The following is a 20343-nucleotide window of genomic DNA, read 5'->3' on the forward strand; positions in this document are numbered from 1 at the left end:
TGTCTAACCTGCTACACTCTTGGCAATGTCAAGTCCGAGAGATTCAAGCATTTCAAGGTCTTTGTTCATCGCCCGTCCGGAAGTTGTCAGATAGTTTCCAATGACGATGGAGTTCGCACCTGCATCGAAGATCTCACTTTGGCGCTCACCGAACATCAACTCACGTCCGCCTGCGACCATAATACGCTTAGCATTTGGAATCATCTCTCTTGTGAGCTTGATGAGAGAAAGGGCATCTTCAACTGTCAGTGGATTTGGACTGAGCTGCAGCGCTTCATTGTGATGATAGAAGTTGATAGGCACGGAGGTAGGGTTGAGTGATGCTAAAGACTCCAGCATCGAGATTCTGTCAGCTTGCGTCTCGCCGAGTCCGAAGATGCCGCCGGTAATGAGAACAAGCCCTGCTTCGTTGACATTTTGGCAGGTCTTGTAACGCTCAGACCATGGATGCGTCGTGCATATCTGCGGATAAAACGCTTCGCTTGTTTCGAGATTGTGATTGTATGCTTTGATGCCTGCATCTTTCAATGTCAGCAGCTGATCTAATGTCGCTGTACCATTACAGGCAATCAGACGCAGTTCGGGTGCGACTTCTTGAACTGCGTGAGCGACATTGCAGACAAATTTCAAAGTCTTGTCATTGAGACCTTTGTCCGCCGTTACAAGACAAAAACCGAGTGCGCCGTTATCACGGGCATTAATAGCCTCTTGTTGGATATCTTGGATGGGTTTTTGTTTATAGCGATCAATGTCGGCTTTATAGCGCACACTCTGTGAGCAAAATTTACAATCTTCTTTGCATGTACCGCTGTTGATGTTACAGATGGAACATAGAAATATCTTCTCACTCACTCTTTTGCCTTTTAAATTCATACGTTTTTTGCAGTTTGAACTCTTTTTTTGGTTTTCGTGTATAGTAGTTTACTATAAATTTGTTTGATTTCACTTCAAGCATCACACACTCTGAGAGGGCTTTGTTTCTTGCGCAGACTTCGCCGGGATTGAGATAAAGCGTTTTGCCTTTAAATTCAATCTCGAAAGCATGGGTATGACCGAAGATGACCACCTCGGCATCCGCTGTCATATAAAACGGCAGATGCATCAGTTTGAACTTTGTGTCGGCGAGTTTGAAGTAATAAGGCTCTTGGACGAGATTGTAGTCGTTATGATAAGCTGCGAGGTGTGCGTCATTGTTTCCGTAGACTGCGATGTACTTTTTGCCGCAGTTGGCTAAAAGCTCCAAAATCTCAGGCTCGACAATATCCCCCGCATGGATAATAAACTCAGCCCCCTCGGCTATTAAAAAATCAAGAGCGATCTTTGCACGCTTGATTTTCGAATGTGTATCGGAGAGAACACCTATTTTCATGACTATTTTTGCTCGTCTATCTCTTCACGCGGTGTTCGCGCTTTACATTTGACACACTCATAGACCTCTTTATTTCTGTAGGTTCTAGGAGCAAGCACACCTGTACAGCCTTTTTCTTTACATTTGATGGTTGTCGGTTCGAACTTGGAGATGAACTTACAATCAGGGTAGTTTTCACATCCCCAAAACGGTCCTCTGCGTGAGTTCTTGAGGCTGATTTTGCCGCCACAGTCGGGACATGGCGTTTCACTTACTTTCTCTTCGACATTGATGCTTTTCGTATTTTTACAATCAGGATAGTTCGAACAGGCTAAAAACTGTCCGTTACGACCATTTTTTACAATCATATCGGCACCACACTTCTCACATTTGTCATCACTCGTCTGCTCTTTTTTCTCTACAGGGTTGCCCTCTTCGTCACACTGCTCTGTGTATTTACATTTTGGAAATCCGCTGCAGGCGATGAACTGTCCGAAACGCCCGCTTCGAAGCAGTAGCTCGCTGCCGCATTTAGGACAGTTTCTGCCTAACGGTTTGGCAACTTTGAGTGAAACGATCTTCTCTTTCCCCTCTTCAATCTGCTTCATAAAACTTTCATAAAAATCAATGAGCAGTTTTTGCCAATCTTCATGCCCTTCGGCTATCTCATCAAGCTTCTCTTCCATCTCTGCTGTGAAGTTGATGTCGACGATATTTGGAAAATGCTTCTCTAAGATTTCTGTTACCGTAAAGGCGATCTCAGTAGGGATGATCTGCTTCTTCTCAATGGTTACATAGGTGCGGTTCGAGAGTGTCGCGATTGTCGGTGCATAGGTTGAAGGACGTCCGACACCTTCGGCTTCGAGCTTTTTGATTAGACTTGCTTCTGAATATCGTGAAGGTGGCTCGGTGAAATGCTGCTCAGGTTTGACGCTTTGAATATCGGCTTTGTCACCCTCTTTTAGAGTAGGAAGGAGTTTGTCTTTGTCTTCTGTTCCTGTTACGGCATAAAAACCATCAAAGATGAGTTTACGCCCGCTTGCACGGTACTCGTTTTCATTTCCTTTAAAAATGATGCTCTGCTGCTCGAAGAGGGCATCTTCCATCTGACATGCCATAAAACGCTCATAAATGAGGCGGTAGAGTTTTATCTCGTCTGGTTTGAGGTATTTGACCGCTACTTCAGGAGTGAATTGCAGCATAGTAGGGCGGATAGCCTCGTGCGCTTCCTGTGCCCCTTTTGCTTTTTTCGTGTAGACTTTCGGACTTTTCGGCAGGTATTTTTTACCGTAGCGGTTTTCGATAATGCCGCGAACTGCACCTACAGCCTCTTGTGCCAGATTGAGTGAATCGGTTCTCATGTAGGTGATGACCCCTGATGTTCCGTCAGGTGTTTTGACACCTTCATAGAGTGTCTGGGCTATCATCATCGTCTTTTTCGGTGTGAAACCGAGTTTGCTTGAAGCTGTTTGCTGCAGTGTTGACGTCATAAATGGTGGCGGTGTTGCTGATTTTCGTTGTTTTGTCTCTATCTTTGCGATTGTAAAGTCATCGTTTTTTACACTCTGCGTGATAGATTCCGCTTTTTCTTTGTTCTCTATAGAGAGCTTGGAGAGCTTTTCGCCTTTATGTTTGATGAGGTTTGCGTCGATGTTTGTTTTAAAGACAGTGTCAATTGTCCAGTACTCTTGGGGAACAAAGGCTTTTATCTCACGCTCACGGTCAACGACGAGCTTGAGTGTCGAAGATTGAACACGCCCGCCTGAGAGTCCTTTTTGAATCTTTGAAGCTAGAAGCGGAGAGAGCTTGTAACCCACGATTCTGTCAAGAAGACGGCGTGCCTGTTGCGCGTTTACCATCTTCATATCTATCTTGCGTGCAGATTCAAGCGCGTGCTTGATAGCGCCTTTTGTGATCTCATGAAAGACGATACGCGGCAGATCTTCGGGGTCTTTTTTGATGGCGTGCGCGATATGCCAGCCAATAGCCTCTCCCTCGCGGTCCTCATCGGTCGCGATATAGATAGTGTCCGCTTTTTTCGCTTTTTCACGTATCTCTTTCACGGTAGGGGCATTCTCTTTGGCAACGGAGTATTTTGGAACAATCTCATGATGTTCTTCATCTATGGTTATCCCAAAGCGGGATTTCGGCAGGTCGCGGATGTGTCCTTTTGAAGCGATGACATCATAACCCTTCCCAAGAAAGTTCTTGATAGTACGGGCTTTTGCAGGTGATTCGACGATAATTAAGTTCAACTCATTTTTCCTATATATAGTATAGTGATCTATTTTTTGATTGTGGAAGTGTACCCAAAAAATCTAAAATTGTAAAAAAATGAAAAATTTCACATTTTTTCTAAAGTTATTTTTTTGGGTGACGATATTGATACAGTCTGAGGCAGGGAAGCCAAAAGATAATACAAAAAACAAAGAGCGATAGGCTCTTCCATAGAAAAGGATTTATTATGGGTTTTAGAATTAACACAAACATCGGTGCGATGAATGCACACAAAAATGCTGTTTTTAACAATCAGGCGCTTGATAAAAGTTTAAATAGACTTTCATCTGGTCTAAGAATAAATAAAGCTGCTGATGATTCAGCTGGTCTAGCGATTGCAGACAAACTTTCTGCGCAGTCACAAGGTCTTGGTCAGGCTATTAGAAACGGGAACGATGCTATCGGTCTTATTCAAACTGCTGATGGCGCTTTACAAGAGTATACACAAATTGTACAGCGTATTCGTACACTTGCTGTTGAATCATCAAATGATACGCAAGATTCTGCTTCAAGATCATTTATTCAAACAGAGGTTAACCGTCTTATCTCTTCTGCGAGTTTTATTAATTCACAGACTAAATTTAATGGTAAAACATTGTTTACAGATAGTAGTTTTACATTTCATATTGGAGCGTATGCAAATGAAACAACAAAAACTACTATTGATTCTATGACAGCATCTAATGTTATTGGAACTGCTGGTGTATCAACGCAATCGGCGGCAGAAGCTACAATCTCTGCAATGGATAGTGCTTTAAAAACGATTGATACATTGAGATCAACACTTGGTTCAGCTCAAAATCAACTTGAATCGACTATTAGAAATATCTCTACAACTCAAGTTAATGTTACAGCGGCTGAGTCTCAAATTCGCGATGTTGATTTTGCTGCTGAGTCTGCAAACTTCAACAAAAGAAACATCTTAGCGCAATCTGGTTCATATGCGATGAGTCAGGCTAATGCTGTTCAACAAAACGTGTTAAGACTTTTACAGTAGTAGCAACACATTTAAACTAAGCCTTTTGGCTTAGTTGTTTTTCCATCTCTTTTATGAAATTTTCCAGATAATTTTTATAATACTCAACGAGTTTTATCATTTGTGCTGTTAAAAGTTTACTCAGCTTTTTAATATGTTTTTTTGGATTTGTGACTTCTCTTGTATTGATAAAATCAAAAACATAACCACTGACCATTTGAATATACAGTGAAATGACACCATTCGTATCTTCTGCTTCTTGAACATCATCTTCTGCTAATATATTGATAAAAAGTCCAAGCAACTCATAATGAAAAATATTCATAGAATTAAATTTCATTTTTTGAAATGACTCCAACAGATTTAAGACATTATTTGCATGAAAAACACGCTTTTGCATATGCTCTATTTCATTTTCTGTCAATCCTATGGTAGATGATGATTCAAAAAGTTCTGTGAGTTGTTTTTGAATGTATGTTTTATCCTCGGATTCTAATTTTTCTTGTTCTAAACTATCAACCTTGAGTGGAATCGTACACTCAATAGCAGCACCGTCTGAGAGGTTAAATATCGTTTGCTTGGGAGATTTCATACGAATAAGCATACCCTTTATTTCCATTAAAGAACTGAGAAAATTAGGTGTTGTCGGTATTTCATCCGTAAAATTTCCTTTTGTAAAAAAGACACTATCATGATAACTGATATTTTCTTCCAATGATACTTTATGATTGATATCGAGTTCTTTGCTATGAACATGGTCTGAGAGATGCGTACGCCCTGTTTTAGCATCTAAAGCCATATCGAGACCAAGCAGGTAGAGTTTTTGCGTTTGAAACATGACAGGCAGAATACAGCTGATTATCCCTACATTTGAAGCCGTTATGAATTGATATCCCTCTTTTATAGAAACACCTGATTGGAAAATATAGAGTTTATCCAAGTTAAAAGAAAGAGATAACTCAGGATAGGTAAATGTTGAAAAAAGTTTGATAGAGTCATTGAAGAAATCTATAGAAGTTACATTCTCAAGGTGTTTCATACTTGCTTCAAAGCCATCAATGTGGACAAGTATATCTGGATGTATATTATTTTTTTCCAGCAAACTCATTGCTGCTGTTGCTGCAATTATGATGAATTTTTCCTGATTTTTGTGAACCCACTCTATATTTTTTTGTAAAGACGGTCCTGCACCCAGAACTAACACTTTGTGTTTTTTAAATTCTTTGGAGTCGATGATTTTTGTAAGGTTTACAAATTTAAATTTATTCTGTAAATAATCCAGAGGTCTTAAAAAAGCGAGTAAAACGGCTGAATGGGGAAACTTTAGATAATCTTGCGAAATGACGACATTATGCATAGCTTTTAATTTTTCATCACTGTGACTTAAAAGCAGAAAATATTTTAGATAGTGGTTGTAGATTGGCATGTCTCGTAAAAAAGCAAATGCCTTGTATCGAAAATCAGCTTCTTCTTCAAAAACGGAAAAGTGAAGATTTGCGCCATTGTCTGTCAGTGAAGCGTAATCACAGGTAAAAAGTGAAAGATAAAAAAGTTCCAGATCATCTTCTATAATGAAATAGACATTGGATTGAAGTTTTTCATGTACTTTTGGAAGATGCAACCCAAGACCGACACCAACAAAGATAAACTTATAGATTTTTTTCATAGTGGTTGTTTTGTCTGCATATTGGTTTGTATAATGAACGATTGGAGCGATAGTTGCGAGTGAAGATTCTATGAGATCCATCTGTTCGTATTTTTCAACATCTTCATCTGTAAAGCGTAAATCTCTAAAAGTTTCAAATAGATTATCTTCTTTTGAAAAATCAATACTTTTTGTAATTTTCTCTGCATGTTCATTACTGTCAATATTATAAAGCCATTTACCAGTTTCTTTTTCTATGACATCGAAGTAGCCTTCATTCTTATATTCAAGATCATATTTTTGTGTATAAAAACCGTTTTCAATAGCATTTTCAAAAGCTGAGATTTTTTCATAAAGATCAAAGTGTGATGATTGTAGAAAAAGAATGTTCTTTGTGTATACTTTCTGTGTCTGTTGTTGTATCTGTTGCATATCCATTATTATCCTTCGTTTATTAAAAACTGCGCAAATTTAAAGTCTAGTTCTGTATCGATGTCTATTGATTTTTCTTGTGGCATTTTATAGGCATAAATTTTACTGTTCAAAAAGAAAGTTTTTTCTTTGAGCACTCTTTTGGTATCTGCAATATATATAGCTCCATTCAGCCTGTAGTAAGGTTCAAGATCTTGACTTCTTTTGTTCTTTGCTTCAGCTTGTAAAAAGTTTTGCATACTGTTGTCTTCAGGGAGTTGGTTTGACCATAGAGGTGAATGTTCCGTCTTACAAACACTGATGACGGCATCAGCTTTTTTTGTCATAAGCAACTCTATAGCTTCATCGATTTCTTTGGAAGTTCGTAGGGGACTAGTTGGTTGTAGTAGTACGATAAAGTCGTATGTATCACTGTTCTCAATTGTGTGAATGACTGTTTCAATACTGCTTGCTGTGTCACTTGCAAGTTCTTGAGGCCTTTGTAAAACATCACTACCATACTCTTTAGCAATTTCCAAGATCGTTTCATCATCACTCGTGACGATAACTTTGTCTATGTATGTACTCTGTAGTCCCGCTTCTATGCTCCATGCTATTAATGGCTTTCCTGCCAGGTCGAGTATATTTTTCCTTGGTACTCTTTTACTCCCGCTACGCGCTGGAATAATTGCTAAAAAAGTTTTTTTCTGTAACATTAAAAGATCTCACCATACTCGTTTTGTGCCTGTTCAAAGTCACTCATCCGACCAATGTCGAGCCAATATTCATGGATAGGAAAAGAGATTGATTTTAGCTCATCTTTGATGATATCCTCAAAGAGTGTTGGCATATCATAGAACTCATTTTTTGGTATATACTCAAAGACTTGTGGTGAAAGAGTGTAAATACCGGCATTGACAAAAAATTTATGAACTGGTTTTTCTTCTATGGATGTAATACGACTGCCATCTGTTTGTATGACCCCATAAGGAACCTGATAATCGTACTCACGCACACACATCGTAGCAACAGAGTGTTCCATCAAGTGAAAATCGAGCAGATGTTCAAAGTTTACATTTGTCAAAAGGTCGGCATTCATCACAAAAAACGGCTCTTGCGGACGTTCCTGTATGAGACTGAGCGCTCCTGCCGTGCCAAGGCGCTTCGTTTCTTCGATATAGTCAATATTTACACCCAAATCACTTCCATCCCCAAAATATTTTTTGATCATATCAGCTTTGTAGTTGACACTAATAGTAATATTGACAAAACCATACTTGGCAAAGTTTTCGATAATTGTCTCAAGAATCGGTTTATTGCCGACTTTTAAGAGTGGTTTTGGAATATCTTCGGTCAAAGGACGAAGACGTGTTCCCAGGCCTCCTGCCATTAAAATCACCCTGTTGTTTTTTGCATTTGTTTTTAACAGTTTTGAGATCTCTTCGATCTTTACTAACTTACCTTCATCATCTACGATAGGAATCTGGTATATTTGTTTGCGAACAGCTTTTTGAATAATCAGTTCTTTAGAATCATTGATATTTGCCAGTGTCGGTTCTTTAAAGTAAAGATTTTCTATACTTGATTCAAGCGTGAGACCATCAAGCAGTCCACGACGAATATCTCCATCACTCAAAGTTCCAACAACTTTTTCATCATTATCCAGTACAATAGCAATACGCATTGCTCCTTTGTCGATAACATGCAGAGCTTTTTTTATGGTTGAATCTCTTTGTAGTAAAATATCTTGATATTTATTCATGGAAACATCCTTTTATGTCATAGAATTTTTTTCTTAAGATACCGTTTATTGGGTTCTTTTTTAATATTTCTTTTATTCTTTTCGCACTATTTGGCATTTCAAAAGGGCTTTTTATATCACTGATGTTTTTGAGAAAATCTTTATTGTATGCTGTTTCAATAGCTCTTTGTATGTCAGCTTGTTCTATCTTACAGTCAATGATACTTTGAGCTTTGAGTCTTCCTTCTTGTCGTTCACCTATATTTATGGTCGGTTTACAAAAACTTGGAACTTCTAAAATACCGCTTGAACTATTTCCTATTACAGCATCGACATATTGTATAATGCTAAAGTATCGTAACTGCCCCAAAGAATTAAAAGCAACAGCTCGTTTTTTATGTTTTTTTACAAATGTATCGATCATTTTGTTGATCTCTTTTCCGCCTTCATCAGCATTTGCTTTTGTAAAGACTATTGTGGTATCTTTAAGATTTTCAAGTACACATAAAAGTTCATGAAATTGTTCTTTTGGGGTCATTATTGAGAGTGTTTGTGGGTGATATGTTACAAGTAAATTTTTCTTACCGAGTGAAAAATTAATGTTTTTTTCTAAAGAGTGTCTGTCAAGCAGTTTCAAATTCTTAATATTCTCAACGCCTAACGAACCTACATTGAATACTCTAGCCGGATCTTCTCCAAGCTGTATGACTCGATCGGCATACTCTTGGGCTGCCGTAAAATGGAGCAAGGAGAGCTTTGTTACTGCATGGCGTATATTATCATCAATAGCTCCCTCTGTAATCTCACCCCCATGAATGTGTGCAATAGGAATATGCAGCATCATGGCTGCTGTTGCTATGCTAAGAATTTCATAACGGTCTCCTAAAAGCACAATAATATCAGGACTAAGTCTAGAAAGTGCGAGTGTGATATCTTTTTGTAATTCTGCCATACTCAATGATAATGATACAGGAGTATCACTTGAGAGATTCATTGCTATTTTTTCATTGATAGAGAATTCTGCTTCTATCTCTTTATATGTTTCACCAAAGTTTTTATCTAAATGAGTACCTGAAACGATCAATTGCAATTGTAATGCTTTATCATCTTCTATTTGCCGCAACAGAGGTTTTAAGAGCCCATATTCTGCACGTGTTGTTGTAACGACACAAATTTTTCTCATAACAATGCATCTTTCTGATAGTCTTTTTGTGAGACCGTGCCAATAATTTCATCCCATTTCATCGGACTTATTCCATTACCGGGTCTTTTGATAGTGATGTTTTCTTCAGTAAAAATTTCACCTTTTTTTATCTCTCTTTTTGCAACTATACTTTTTCGTGCCACAATAATATTTGGAGTTTCACTTTTACTTGGTTTTTTCACGCCATCACCTAAAGCCAGTTCTATATTGCGTATAGCTTTTACCATTGCTTTTAATTCATCCGGTTCTAAACTTGCCTTATGGTCAGGTCCTTCCATACTCTTATCAAGTGTGAAATGTTTTTCGATGACGCTCGCACCCATCGCCACAGCAGCGATGTCGACCTCGATGCCTAAAGTATGATCACTGTATCCATAGGCGATATCAAAGGTACTACCTATGGTAAGCATGGCTCGTAGATTGACATCTTCCATTGGTGTCGGGTACATTGTATTTGCATGCAGGACTGTAATGTTCTCTTTTTTTGTTCCTGCATCTTGGAGTATCTGCAGGGCATCATCTATCTCATCAAGTGTTGCCATACCTGTAGAGAGAATTACTTTTTTATTTAGTGCTCCTATTTTACGCAGGTAGGGCAGGTTCGTTATCTCTCCACTTGGAATTTTAAAGATTTTCAAACCAAGATCATTTAGCATGGCGATACTTTCAAGATCAAAAGGCGTGGAGAGGAACATTATATTCTTTTCTTCACAGTATTTTATAAGTTCTTTATGTGTTTCAAGATCAAGTTCGAGCTTTTTTATCATGTCAAACTGAGACTCTTGCGCATCTGTTGTCTCTTTTTGATACTCTGCTTTTTGAGCATTTTTACTGACGAGATTTTCGGTTTTGAAAGTTTGAAACTTAACTGCATCGGCTCCGGCATTACTTGCAACATCGATGAGTTTTTTAGCAAGTTCTATGCTACCGTTATGATTCACACCGGCCTCGGCGATTATAAAAACACTCATTTGACAATACTCCCGGCTTTTATAAAGCCACTTACGCATATACTCTGCTTTGTTGTCGTACCACTGCCTATAAAAGTGTCCTGCATCACCTGTACACCGCCATTGATGATGGCACCTGTGCTTACATGACAGTTGTCTTCAATACTGCTGTCATGTTCTATGAGTACTTTTGTATTGATAATACAGTTCTTGCCGACTTTTGCAGCGGCATTGACGATGGCATGGTGCATAATGACAGTGCCTTCTTGCAGGGTTGCGTGAGGAGAAACATAGGACAAAGGAGAGATTATTGTCGGAATGGTAAAGTCGAGTTCCTTCAGTTTTGAAAAAAGCTTTTTGCGTACGGCATTGGAAGCGATATGCCCTATGGTAATGAAGGCATAACTGTACTGCTCGCGCAAAGTTGCAAGTTCATCATCTGTACCGATTAACGGGTAGCCGAATATGGGTGCACTCTCACCTTCGAACTTTTCTACAATTCCGGCGATCTCGAATCTTCCTTCTTGTTCAATGACATCGATGACACTTTTGCAGTGTCCGCCGCCGCCAAGTAAAATGATCTTCTCTTTTTTCATTATAACACCACGCTGCTTGGAATATTGACTATCGTCTCAGATAGTGCGAATGAGTTTGCCAGAGTGTCTTTTTGACACTCTCTGTAGATCTCAAGCTCACTTAAAAGCTGCCAAATCGGTCGGGTCATGACATTGTTGGCATTACAACACTCCAAAAAAGCATCTCTTTGGCCTTTGTTTTGAAATGCCAAGGCGTTGAGCCAATAGTTGCTCTGTGCCCCCTTTGGTTCTTTTATAAACTCTATATCGTCATATTTTGAAAAAAAATCATTATATTTTTCTGCGAGGGAGCGTTTGTTGTGTAAAAACTCTGAAAGCTCTTCAAGCTGTGCGACAAGCAGTGCTGCGTTAAGGTTTGGCATACGGTAGTTATAGCCCATCATATCATGTACATATTCCCATTTGTGTGGAACTTTTGCCGTTGTTGAGATATGCTTGGCCTTTTGCGCCAAATCGGCATCATCAGTGACGATCATACCTCCGCCGCCTGCTGTGATGATTTTGTTGCCGTTAAATGAGAAACAGCCCAGTTTGCCAAAGGTTCCGGTATGTTTTGTTCTGTAGTAAGAGCCAAGACTCTCCGCAGCATCTTCTACAAGAGTAATATGCCAACGTGAGCAGATTTCGGCAATGGTGTCGATTTGACAAGGATGCCCAAAGGTATGCATAGGGACACATGCTTTGATGACTTTTTGCGTTGTTTTATTGATGCATTGTCTGTTTTCTATCTGACAGTTCTGTGTTAAAAAATTTTCAAGTGCTTCGGGACTCATGCCCATGCTCTTACGTGAGACATCAAGAAAGATCGGTTTTGCTCCACAGTAGCTGATGGCATTTGCCGTTGCTACAAAACTCAGTGCCTGCGTGAGCACTTCATCGCCATTTTTTACACCTGCGCAAAGCAGAGCAACATGTAGTGCACTTGTACCGTTAACGGTGGCAACTGCATATTTTGCTCCGACAAAAGCAGTAAAATCTTCCTCAGCTCTATCGACGAACTTCCCTACACTCGAAACGAAAGTGGAGTCGATACATTCGTTGAGGTATCTTTTCTCGTTCCCCCTAAAACGCGGCTCATGAAGAGGAATGAACTCTTGTGTTCTGTAAGTTTCTTGAATGAATTGAACAATATCATTACATTTTTGAGTCAAGATATTTTCCTTTGTCCTCGTAAGCGAAATTTGGAAGTAGTTTGAAAAACTCCTCTACGATGTCTCGTTTTTCCCAACTATAGTTTTGTTTAAAACTCTCGATATGTTTTGTAAAATCATTGAGTGCTTGATTATCAAAATCGGCTCTATTTTTAATGACACCAAGATTTTCAAATCGTTCCATATCAAGTGTTTCGTTCTTTGTGAAGAACTCTTCGAAATCCTTTTCACCTGTTGTATCGCTCTGTGTAAAAAGACAAGGCCATTTTCCTTCTTGTGGCAAAGTTTTTGCCAATAACCTTGCTTCATCCTCACTTTTACAAAGATAAGGTTCATAACCCTTTTTGCGCAGATATTTGACGGCAATATCAGCGAAGGAGATAAGATGCAGACTCTCTGAAAGTTTCGGAAAGAAGATATCTCGGTTCTCCCCAAAAATAGCGCTCATAAGACAAAGCTCTCCGCTCTCTTGCGGTGTGACAAAGTAGCGTTTGATGTCGTTTGGCGCAACAATGGGCTGGCGTTTTTCAATTCGCTGGTTAAATCCGTGTAAAAGGCTGCCGTCAGAAAAGGCCACATTTGCAAAACGAGCCATTGAGACATCTATATCAAGTGAATGGCGATGTACGAACATCTCCATGATGCGTTTGCTTGCTCCCATCATATTGACGGGATTTGCCGCTTTGTCCGTAGAAACACAGAAGTATTTTTTTACTCCGTTTTCTATGGACTGCGTGAGGGTTTTGTCGGTATTGAAAATATTGACATCACACATACGCATCAAAGTAAAAGGGTCTTTTTCACTGCGGACATGTTTGAGTGCCGAAAGATTGAGAACATAATCATATCTGCCGTCATTTTTTATAAAAGCGTCATATTCGAGTGAGCCTATGTCCAGAGCAAAGGTTGCGAATTCTCCGTCTATATAGCCATAAGAGCTGCGAATATCACGTACGAGTTCAACCATATTGTTTTCGGAAATATCTACGACATGCAGTTTTTGAGGATTACGTTTAAATATCTCTTTGACAACGGCTTGACCGATACTTCCTGCACCGCCGAGGACTAAAAAAGAAGATTTCTTGACACATTGAGACAGCAAGGCAGAATATTGTCGTATATCGCTGTAAAATAGTTCTTGATCTCTTCCAATAAGTTCTAAGATATTCAATCTGCATCCATCTTTAATGATTTATTTATATTTTGTTATAGCAAATATGGTACCAGACTAAAGAAAAAATAATTTTTGTCGATTATATGTTTAAAGAATTTAATAATTATATATAAAGCAAAGGATTTATTATGGCTGTATCATCATTAGGTCTTGGTTCAGGTGTTCTGACACAGGATGTATTAGATCAATTACGTAAAGCTGATGAGTCATCACGCGTCACACCGATAGATATGCAACTGGCACTTGTTAAAGATGAGCAGGGGGCTTTTAATGTATTGGATGCAAAGATGACAAATCTAATTGATAGCATCGATGCATTGAAAAGACCACTTTTGTATGATGAAAGAACGGCAAGAGTGACAGGAACATCTGTTGCAGTAACTGCAAGTGCCAACAGTGATCTTCAAGAGTTTACGCTGAATGTTACACAGTTGGCTACGAAACAGATTGAAGAATCAGGTTCATTTGGTTCTGAGACAGATACTATTGCAAGTGCGGCTGGCAGTATTAATCTCAATATAGACGGCACTGACTTTACGATTGATTATGATGATACTACTACTTTAAAGAGTTTTAAAAAATCTATTAACGATATTGCCGGTGATAAGGTTAATGCCACAATTGTTCAAATTGCAAGTGGTGATTATAGATTGTTTTTAAACTCTGTAGGAACAGGGAGCAATCAAGATATAACTATTACAGATAACAGTGGGAATCTATCAGGAACACAGTTAACAGATGATTTAACTGCCTTGCAGACGGGAGTTGATGCAACGTTTGAGTTTAATGGTCAAACGGTAACAAGAAGCTCTAATGAAGTGACTGATCTTGTTACGGGATATGATATAACACTTAAAGAACTTGGATCATCAAGTGTGAAGATCGAACAAAATAGAGACGCAATATTAGAGAAAATTGATAGTTTCGTAGAAAAGTACAATGATGCAATGGGTGAGCTTGGAAGACTTACAGTTAATAGCACTAATTCTGATGAGAGAGGTATTTTTGCAGGTAATAGTACTATCCGAAGCATGCAGCTTAAGATACGAAATTTAATGGATGACATAGGCGGTGGTGTTGGTAATATCTATGACTATGGTTTTGATATAGACAAAAGTGGAAAATTGACTTTTGATAAGTCAGTATTCAATGATGCTCTTGATGCAGATGCAGCAAATGTAGAAGCTTTCTTTTCCGGTGGAGATTTTGATAATGGGGATGGTACAACAACGATAGTTGATGGTATTTTTAATGAACTCTCTACAGCAGTTGGGGCGTATACAAACTACGATCAAACACTAGATCAATTTAAAAAGAGTTTGATGGAACAAAGTACTGAACTCGAGGATAGACGAGCGACAGAAATAGAGAGACTAGACAATAAGTATGCAACATTACAAAAACAGTGGGCTGCATATGATGCTTTAATAGCAAAATTAACTTCTTCTGCCAATGCATTTATACAGATGGTAAATACGCAAAATTCGACCAAAAACAACTAAATTTTTTTTAAAAAGTGTCGATTTAATTGGTAGATAAAAAGGATTGAAAATGTATGCAAACAGTGCTTATAATGCCTATACGGAAAACTATATAGGGATAGAATCACCATATAAACTAATAGAAATGTTATACGAAGGGGTGCTACGTTTTAATGCACAAGCAAAACGGGCAATAAAAGATAATGACATTGAAAAACGAGTATATTGGACAAATCGATCAATCGCTGTATTGGCTGAGCTCAAAGGGAGTTTAGATTTTAAGCAGGGGAATGTAGCAAAATACTTGGATGGTCTGTATGATTATCAGATTAAACTTTTAACAGAAGCCGGTATAGAAAATAGTCTTGAAAAACTTGAAGAGTGTACAAATGTATTTAAGGGGCTTTTGGAAGCTTGGAGAGAAACTACGGATGTGGCTTAATCAGCTTAAGATTGCCATTGTCCAACAAGATGTAGATTTACTCAATAAATTACTAGATGATATTCCAACATTTGATGATGTAGATAAAATTGAAGAAGCTTTATACCTTTTGAAAGAAGCGACACAAATCGTACAAGGACTTCAAGATGAAACGGCTGAATCAATGAAACAAATGAAAAAAAATATAGATTTTTTAAAATCTACTCAGGTAGATAAAACCGCAAAATTCGACATCACTTCTTAGATTTTTTACGTATCCCAAAATTTAGACTTCTTATGGTGTAGTCACTTACAACAGCACCTTTTCGCATAGTTAATATATGCTCTACCGCATCGGCGATATCTCCTGCCAAGAGTTTTTCATTTTCATTTTCACTGACATCAAAACGCAGTTCATCGTAAAAAGTGCTCTCTGTCATGTCGGGGTTGATGTTCGTTATGCTGAGGTTTGTTTTTCGTGTCTCTTCAAAAAGGGCATCGCCAAAGGCCTTCAGACCTGCTTTTGTGGCAGAGTAGAGAGCGGCGAACTTACTTGCCCGCAGTGCTTCGATGGAGTTTATGTTGATGAGGTAGCCGCTGTTATGTTTGAGTGAGCGAAGTGTTGCGTGAGTAAGCAGCATCGGTGCTGTGAGATTGAGGTGTGTCATCTTCTCAATGATTTCAGGGCTTAACTCTTCGTGCAGCTCGAACCTTCCAAAACCTGCAGCATTGACGAGGATGGAAATATCCTCTTTTTTCAAAGCTTCACAGAGCTTTTTCGTTGCGTGAGCATCGCAGAGGTCTGCCTGAACGGCTTGAAAATCGGCATGCATAAAATCTTCATAGGATATTGTCCGACTGATACCCGTAACGGCATATCCAAGGGTTAAAAGACGTTGTGTTATCGCTTTGCCGATGCCGCTGCTTGCTCCCGTAACCACTGCTTTTCTCACGCAACTCTCCTTTTTGCTATAATCATGCCATGAAAAATATTTACATAACAGACCTTGACCATACTTTTTTACGTTCTGACTTGTCTTTGAGTGATTATACTAAAAAAATCTGGAACTCTTACGAAAATGAAGCTATTTTGGGCATTGCAACTGCGAGAACCTACAAAAAAACGGTACAGTTCCTAGAAGGTGTGTATATTTCAGCACCGATGATACTCCTTGACGGTGCACTTATTGCTACAATGGATAAAAAAATCATCGACACTAAGTTCATTGCAAAAGATGCAGCCGACACCATCATAGATGAGGGTGCACGGCTGGGTATCTACCCCTTTGTACTCTCACTGGTCGATGAGAAACTGGGTGAAGCGTTCTCTTACTCGACAACGCTCAATGCGTATCAGCAGGAGATCATCAAGCGTTATGCGAACGATGACCATACAGAGGCTTTTCGTGATCTGCGTGCAAAAGAGAGGAACTTCAAAGTGGTCTATATGGCAGAGGAGATGCTGCTTGAAGCATTGAAGCAGAATCTTGAAGCCATCTTTGGCGATGAATTGAAGTATATATTGGCACCCGAAGCTTATATGGGCTGCTATTTTTTGACCATTTTACATAAAGATGCAGACAAATCCCACGGTATCAAGAGTGTGAGTGAAGCAGTCGGATTTGATCTGGATAAGTTAACCGTCTTTGGAGACAATCTTAATGACATCGGTATGTTCGAGCTGGCAAACAGGTCTGTGGCGGTGGCGAACGCGCAGGAAGATGTGAAAGAAAAAGCGGATATTGTGTTAGAACACACAAATGATGAAGACGGTGTTGCCAGATATCTTGAGGAGCTGAAAAATGCATAGAAGATCTTCACTTATTCCGATGCTTATCATTGGAGCACTCTTTTTCATTTTCGGTTTTGTGACCTGGCTTAACGGTTCGCTCATTCCGTTTTTAAAAGAGATCTGTTCGCTTAATGAGTTTGAGGCACTTTTTGTCACTTTTGCTTTTTACATTGCCTACACGGTTATGGCACTGCCGATGGCTTTTGTACTGGAGAAAACCGGTTACAAAAAAGGAATGGCTCTCGGGCTTGTCGTCATGGCAGTAGGTGCGTTGCTTTTCATCCCAGCGGCACAGAGTGCGGAGTTTCTTGTTTTTTTGCTGGCACTTTTCACGCTTGGGACAGGGCTTACCATACTCCAAACGGCATCAAATCCTTACATCGTTCTTATCGGTCCAATAGAATCAGCGGCAATGCGTATCAGCATTATGGGGCTTATCAACAAAAGTGCGGGTGTTTTGGCACCGCTTGTCTTTACAGCGCTCATACTTGCAGATATCCAACCCGACCCCTCTCTGTTAGCCCACGAGCTCATTAAGCCTTATGCGATCATGGCGGCTATTTTAGCGGCATTGGCACTCTTTGTCTACTTCTCTTCGCTTCCTGAGATCGAGTTTGAAGAAGACCCATATGATGATGAAAATATCTTTGGTTTTCCCCGTGTCGTGCTTGGTGCTGTGGCACTTTTTTTCTACGTGGGTATCGAAGTTATTGCTGGTGATACCATTGGACTCTATGCGCAGAGTATCGGGATGGAGAATGCAACAGCCTTGACCTCTTATACTATGTTCTTTATGGTTATAGGTTACATTATCGGTGCTGTTGCCATTCCAAAGTTCCTTACGCAGGAAAAGGCATTGACACTTTCGGCTCTCTTTGGAATAATACTGCTTTTTGGTGTGGCTTTTTCTTCCACGAGTGATACAAGCTTTTCTGAGATTTTATGGGGTTGGAGCGGTGTAATGCTGCTGCCGAACTCTCTACTTTTTGTGGCACTTTTAGGTCTTGCCAATGCTCTTGTCTGGCCGACGATCTGGCCTTTGGCACTTGAAGACCTTGGAAAACACACAGCAAAGGGGAGTGCACTGCTTATCATGTCCATTGCCGGTGGGGCACTCCTGCCGCTTGCTTTTGGAAAAACGGCACAGCTCACGCACAATATGCAAGAAGCCTATCTTCTTGGCATCATCTGTTACGCTGTTATCTTGATGTATGCACTCAAATGGCATAAGATGAAAGGGTGGAGAGGCTAGCGTGTATGCTTTAAAAGAGCTTGAAAACGGATTTGTTTATTTAGAAGTAAAGAATGAAGCGGCTCACGCAAAGATAGCGCTGCAGGGTGCGCATATTTTTAAATATGAAAATTATAACGGTGAACTGCTCTGGCTGAGTCAAATAAGCCGATTTGAGACGGGAAGTGCCATTCGAGGCGGTATTCCACTTTGCTGGCCTCGCTTTGGCAATCTTGATGAAACGCTGCCACAGCATGGTTTTGCACGAACAATGATTTTTGAGCTCATTGAAGTAAAAGAGGTTTCAAATAGCCTCACGCAAGTCCATCTTCGGCTGGAAGATACTCCCAAGAGTAGAAAGATCTGGAATTTTGCTTTTGAACTTGATGTTGTTTTTGAGATTTCTGCTACACTCTCCATCTCTATGAAAACAACGAACAGAGATACAAAAGAGTTTCTCCTCACGCAGGCTTTTCATACCTATTTTCAGGTGGATGATATTGTAAAAGTACGTATAGAGGGTTTGGAAGGCATGAAATATTTAGATACGTTGAGCGATACTAAAGCCGTTGAAGATCAGCCGATAGAGATAGATAAAGAGATAGACAGGGTTTATCTTGGCGTGAAAGAAGATATACACTTGCGTGAGGAGCATAAAAACATCAGTATCCATGCAGAAAATTCCAACTCGGCAATCGTATGGAATCCCTGGGCGGAAAAATGCAGTAACATGAGTGCTATGAAGCCCGATGCCTACAAGGAGTTTGTCTGCATAGAGAGTGCGAACGCTTTTGATGACTTTCGGATTGTTCAACCAAATGAGAATGTACATTTACGGGCTACTTATCTCACGCAAAGGTGTTAAAAATGAAGATGTACATAGATGGAGATGCCTTTCCCAATCTTTTAAAGCCGATAGTTCTGCGTCAGATAGAAAAACTGGGCATTGAAACCTTTGTTGTAGCGAATAAAAAAGTCACTATTGGAAAGTCACAGAATGTTTTTTATGTTATCGTTGATGCCGGAGCGGATGAAGCGGATAATAAAATTGTAGAGATGTTACAAGAGGGTGATCTTGTCATTACCGCTGACATTCCGTTAGCAGACAGAGTAATCTCAAAAAATGCACATGCCATAGATCATCGAGGAGAACTCTACAGCAGGGACAATATCAAGCAATATCTTGCGATGAGAAATCTTATGGAGTCCATCAGGGAAATGGGTGAAGTAACCAAAGGAGCAAAGGCATTTGGTCAAAAAGATGCTGAACATTTTGCAAATCAACTCAATGCATTTTTGCAGAGATATGATTTCTAGGTCAAAATATATGCGTTACTATGCCGTATTTAGAAGTTTACTTTTAAGAGTTTCTAAAAGGTAATGTTAAGATTAATTCAGTGATTGTTATGTGTTGATGGTGCGGACGAAAGGACTTGAACCTTCACACCTTGCGGCACCAGATCCTAAGTCTGGCGTGTCTACCAATTTCACCACGTCCGCGTGGAATAAGTTTTTAGTGTCACTTCTGACGAATAACATATAGTGGTACCCCCTACACGATTCGAACGTGTGGCCTACGCCTTAGAAGGGCGTTGCTCTATCCAGCTGAGCTAAGGAGGCATAATCAAAGGTGGTACGCCCGATAGGATTCGAACCTATAACCCTCGGAGCCGAAATCCGAAACTCTATCCAGTTGAGCCACGGACGCAACTATGTTATTATGATTATTAATATTTTATATTTGTTTTATGGGGTGGGATACGGGATTCGAACCCGCGACCCCCGGCACCACAAACCAGTGCTCTAACCAGCTGAGCTAATCCCACCATGTTTTTGAATAAAATATAAAAAATTGAAATTTAAAAGTGGTCGGGGTGAAAGGACTCGAACCTTCGGCCCCCTGGTCCCAAACCAGGTACTCTAACCATACTGAGCTACACCCCGA

The 20343-nt window shown here is 39.7% G+C and carries 20 protein-coding genes and 5 tRNA genes; 8 read left to right on the plus strand and 17 right to left on the minus strand.

Translation table 11 applies throughout. The features are described 5' to 3' along the window. Positions 1 to 3: 3 nt before the first annotated feature. The 3 genes from FM071_RS00600 to topA are packed head-to-tail and all read right to left on the minus strand — an operon-like array spanning position 4 to position 3603. On the minus strand, positions 4 to 852 hold the full coding sequence (locus FM071_RS00600) for a biotin synthase (RefSeq protein ID WP_264299363.1): 849 nt from the start codon (positions 850 to 852) through the stop codon (positions 4 to 6). Continuing rightward, entirely contained in the window at positions 845 to 1369 is a 525-nt protein-coding gene (locus tag FM071_RS00605; protein WP_193111090.1) for a metallophosphoesterase family protein, read from the minus strand. Before FM071_RS00605 ends, FM071_RS00600 begins: the two co-directional genes overlap by 8 nt. 2 nt (positions 1370 to 1371) lie before the next feature. After that, entirely contained in the window at positions 1372 to 3603 is a 2232-nt protein-coding gene (gene topA / locus FM071_RS00610; RefSeq protein ID WP_193111092.1) for a type I DNA topoisomerase, read from the minus strand. Positions 3604 to 3812: 209 nt separating this feature from the next. Here topA and FM071_RS00615 point away from each other — a divergent pair, with 209 nt between their 5' ends. Beyond that, complete coding sequence (locus FM071_RS00615; protein ID WP_193111094.1) at positions 3813 to 4622, plus strand: flagellin N-terminal helical domain-containing protein; 810 nt, start codon at positions 3813 to 3815, stop codon at positions 4620 to 4622. A gap of 16 nt (positions 4623 to 4638) precedes the next feature. Here the strand turns inward: FM071_RS00615 and FM071_RS00620 are convergent, their stop codons facing one another. Genes FM071_RS00620 through FM071_RS00655 form a run of 8 tightly spaced genes read right to left on the minus strand, consistent with a single transcriptional unit; the run spans position 4639 to position 13470 of the window. Further along, the gene (locus FM071_RS00620; protein WP_193111096.1) at positions 4639 to 6684 is read right to left on the minus strand and encodes a motility associated factor glycosyltransferase family protein; all 2046 of its coding nucleotides are present in this window, start codon (positions 6682 to 6684) and stop codon (positions 4639 to 4641) included. Positions 6685 to 6686: 2 nt separating this feature from the next. Next, a complete protein-coding gene (locus FM071_RS00625; protein ID WP_193111098.1) occupies positions 6687 to 7373 on the minus strand; it encodes an acylneuraminate cytidylyltransferase family protein in 687 nt (228 codons plus the stop codon). Next, positions 7373 to 8419: a nucleotidyltransferase family protein gene (locus FM071_RS00630; protein ID WP_193111099.1), complete on the minus strand. Its 1047-nt coding sequence runs from the start codon at positions 8417 to 8419 to the stop codon at positions 7373 to 7375. Before FM071_RS00630 ends, FM071_RS00625 begins: the two co-directional genes overlap by 1 nt. Continuing rightward, positions 8412 to 9581 carry a UDP-N-acetylglucosamine 2-epimerase gene (gene neuC, locus FM071_RS00635; RefSeq protein WP_193111101.1) on the minus strand — a complete coding sequence of 390 codons (1170 nt, stop codon included), beginning with the start codon at positions 9579 to 9581 and terminating at the stop codon, positions 8412 to 8414. The genes FM071_RS00630 and neuC overlap by 8 nt, the downstream gene beginning before the upstream one ends. Further along, the gene (gene neuB / locus FM071_RS00640; protein WP_193111102.1) at positions 9578 to 10573 is read right to left on the minus strand and encodes an N-acetylneuraminate synthase; all 996 of its coding nucleotides are present in this window, start codon (positions 10571 to 10573) and stop codon (positions 9578 to 9580) included. The genes neuC and neuB overlap by 4 nt, the downstream gene beginning before the upstream one ends. Continuing rightward, positions 10570 to 11148, minus strand: a complete 579-nt coding sequence (locus FM071_RS00645) for a NeuD/PglB/VioB family sugar acetyltransferase (RefSeq protein WP_193111104.1) — start codon at positions 11146 to 11148, stop codon at positions 10570 to 10572. The genes neuB and FM071_RS00645 overlap by 4 nt, the downstream gene beginning before the upstream one ends. Further along, entirely contained in the window at positions 11148 to 12299 is a 1152-nt protein-coding gene (locus FM071_RS00650; protein ID WP_226960542.1) for a LegC family aminotransferase, read from the minus strand. Before FM071_RS00650 ends, FM071_RS00645 begins: the two co-directional genes overlap by 1 nt. Next, on the minus strand, positions 12283 to 13470 hold the full coding sequence (locus FM071_RS00655) for a UDP-N-acetylglucosamine 4,6-dehydratase (RefSeq protein ID WP_193111106.1): 1188 nt from the start codon (positions 13468 to 13470) through the stop codon (positions 12283 to 12285). Before FM071_RS00655 ends, FM071_RS00650 begins: the two co-directional genes overlap by 17 nt. A gap of 131 nt (positions 13471 to 13601) precedes the next feature. On the opposite strand from FM071_RS00655, the gene fliD reads away from it, so the two are divergent. Genes fliD through FM071_RS00670 form a run of 3 tightly spaced genes read left to right on the plus strand, consistent with a single transcriptional unit; the run spans position 13602 to position 15640 of the window. Next, entirely contained in the window at positions 13602 to 14975 is a 1374-nt protein-coding gene (gene fliD, locus FM071_RS00660; protein WP_193111107.1) for a flagellar filament capping protein FliD, read from the plus strand. 49 nt (positions 14976 to 15024) lie between these two features. Beyond that, the gene (gene fliS, locus FM071_RS00665; protein ID WP_193111109.1) at positions 15025 to 15396 is read left to right on the plus strand and encodes a flagellar export chaperone FliS; all 372 of its coding nucleotides are present in this window, start codon (positions 15025 to 15027) and stop codon (positions 15394 to 15396) included. Then, positions 15386 to 15640 carry a hypothetical protein gene (locus FM071_RS00670; RefSeq protein WP_193111110.1) on the plus strand — a complete coding sequence of 85 codons (255 nt, stop codon included), beginning with the start codon at positions 15386 to 15388 and terminating at the stop codon, positions 15638 to 15640. The genes fliS and FM071_RS00670 overlap by 11 nt, the downstream gene beginning before the upstream one ends. On the opposite strand, the gene FM071_RS00675 is transcribed toward FM071_RS00670, so the two are convergent. Then, a complete protein-coding gene (locus FM071_RS00675) occupies positions 15630 to 16328 on the minus strand; it encodes an SDR family oxidoreductase (protein ID WP_193111112.1) in 699 nt (232 codons plus the stop codon). The genes FM071_RS00670 and FM071_RS00675 overlap by 11 nt on opposite strands. Before the next feature lie 29 nt (positions 16329 to 16357). Here FM071_RS00675 and FM071_RS00680 point away from each other — a divergent pair, with 29 nt between their 5' ends. The 4 genes from FM071_RS00680 to FM071_RS00695 are packed head-to-tail and all read left to right on the plus strand — an operon-like array spanning position 16358 to position 19715. Beyond that, on the plus strand, positions 16358 to 17185 hold the full coding sequence (locus FM071_RS00680; protein ID WP_193111114.1) for an HAD-IIB family hydrolase: 828 nt from the start codon (positions 16358 to 16360) through the stop codon (positions 17183 to 17185). Beyond that, on the plus strand, positions 17178 to 18419 hold the full coding sequence (locus FM071_RS00685) for a sugar MFS transporter (RefSeq protein WP_193111115.1): 1242 nt from the start codon (positions 17178 to 17180) through the stop codon (positions 18417 to 18419). The genes FM071_RS00680 and FM071_RS00685 overlap by 8 nt, the downstream gene beginning before the upstream one ends. 1 nt (position 18420) lies before the next feature. Next, on the plus strand, positions 18421 to 19263 hold the full coding sequence (locus FM071_RS00690; RefSeq protein WP_193111117.1) for a D-hexose-6-phosphate mutarotase: 843 nt from the start codon (positions 18421 to 18423) through the stop codon (positions 19261 to 19263). 2 nt (positions 19264 to 19265) lie between these two features. Further along, complete coding sequence (locus FM071_RS00695) at positions 19266 to 19715, plus strand: YaiI/YqxD family protein (protein WP_193111118.1); 450 nt, start codon at positions 19266 to 19268, stop codon at positions 19713 to 19715. Between the two features lie 98 nt (positions 19716 to 19813). Here FM071_RS00695 and FM071_RS00700 read toward each other — a convergent pair. The 5 genes from FM071_RS00700 to FM071_RS00720 all read right to left on the minus strand — a co-directional run bounded on the left by FM071_RS00700 (position 19814) and on the right by FM071_RS00720 (position 20342). Further along, a tRNA-Leu gene (locus tag FM071_RS00700) sits at positions 19814 to 19898 on the minus strand. 43 nt (positions 19899 to 19941) lie between these two features. After that, a tRNA-Arg gene (locus tag FM071_RS00705) sits at positions 19942 to 20018 on the minus strand. Positions 20019 to 20029: 11 nt separating this feature from the next. Continuing rightward, positions 20030 to 20106: transfer RNA gene (locus FM071_RS00710), tRNA-Arg, on the minus strand. A 41-nt stretch (positions 20107 to 20147) separates the two neighbouring features. Then, positions 20148 to 20224: transfer RNA gene (locus FM071_RS00715), tRNA-His, on the minus strand. A 40-nt stretch (positions 20225 to 20264) separates the two neighbouring features. Continuing rightward, a tRNA-Pro gene (locus tag FM071_RS00720) sits at positions 20265 to 20342 on the minus strand. Position 20343: the final 1 nt, after the last annotated feature.

The sequence above is a fragment of the Sulfurimonas paralvinellae genome, from assembly GCF_014905135.1.
Lineage (GTDB): Bacteria > Campylobacterota > Campylobacteria > Campylobacterales > Sulfurimonadaceae > Sulfurimonas > Sulfurimonas paralvinellae.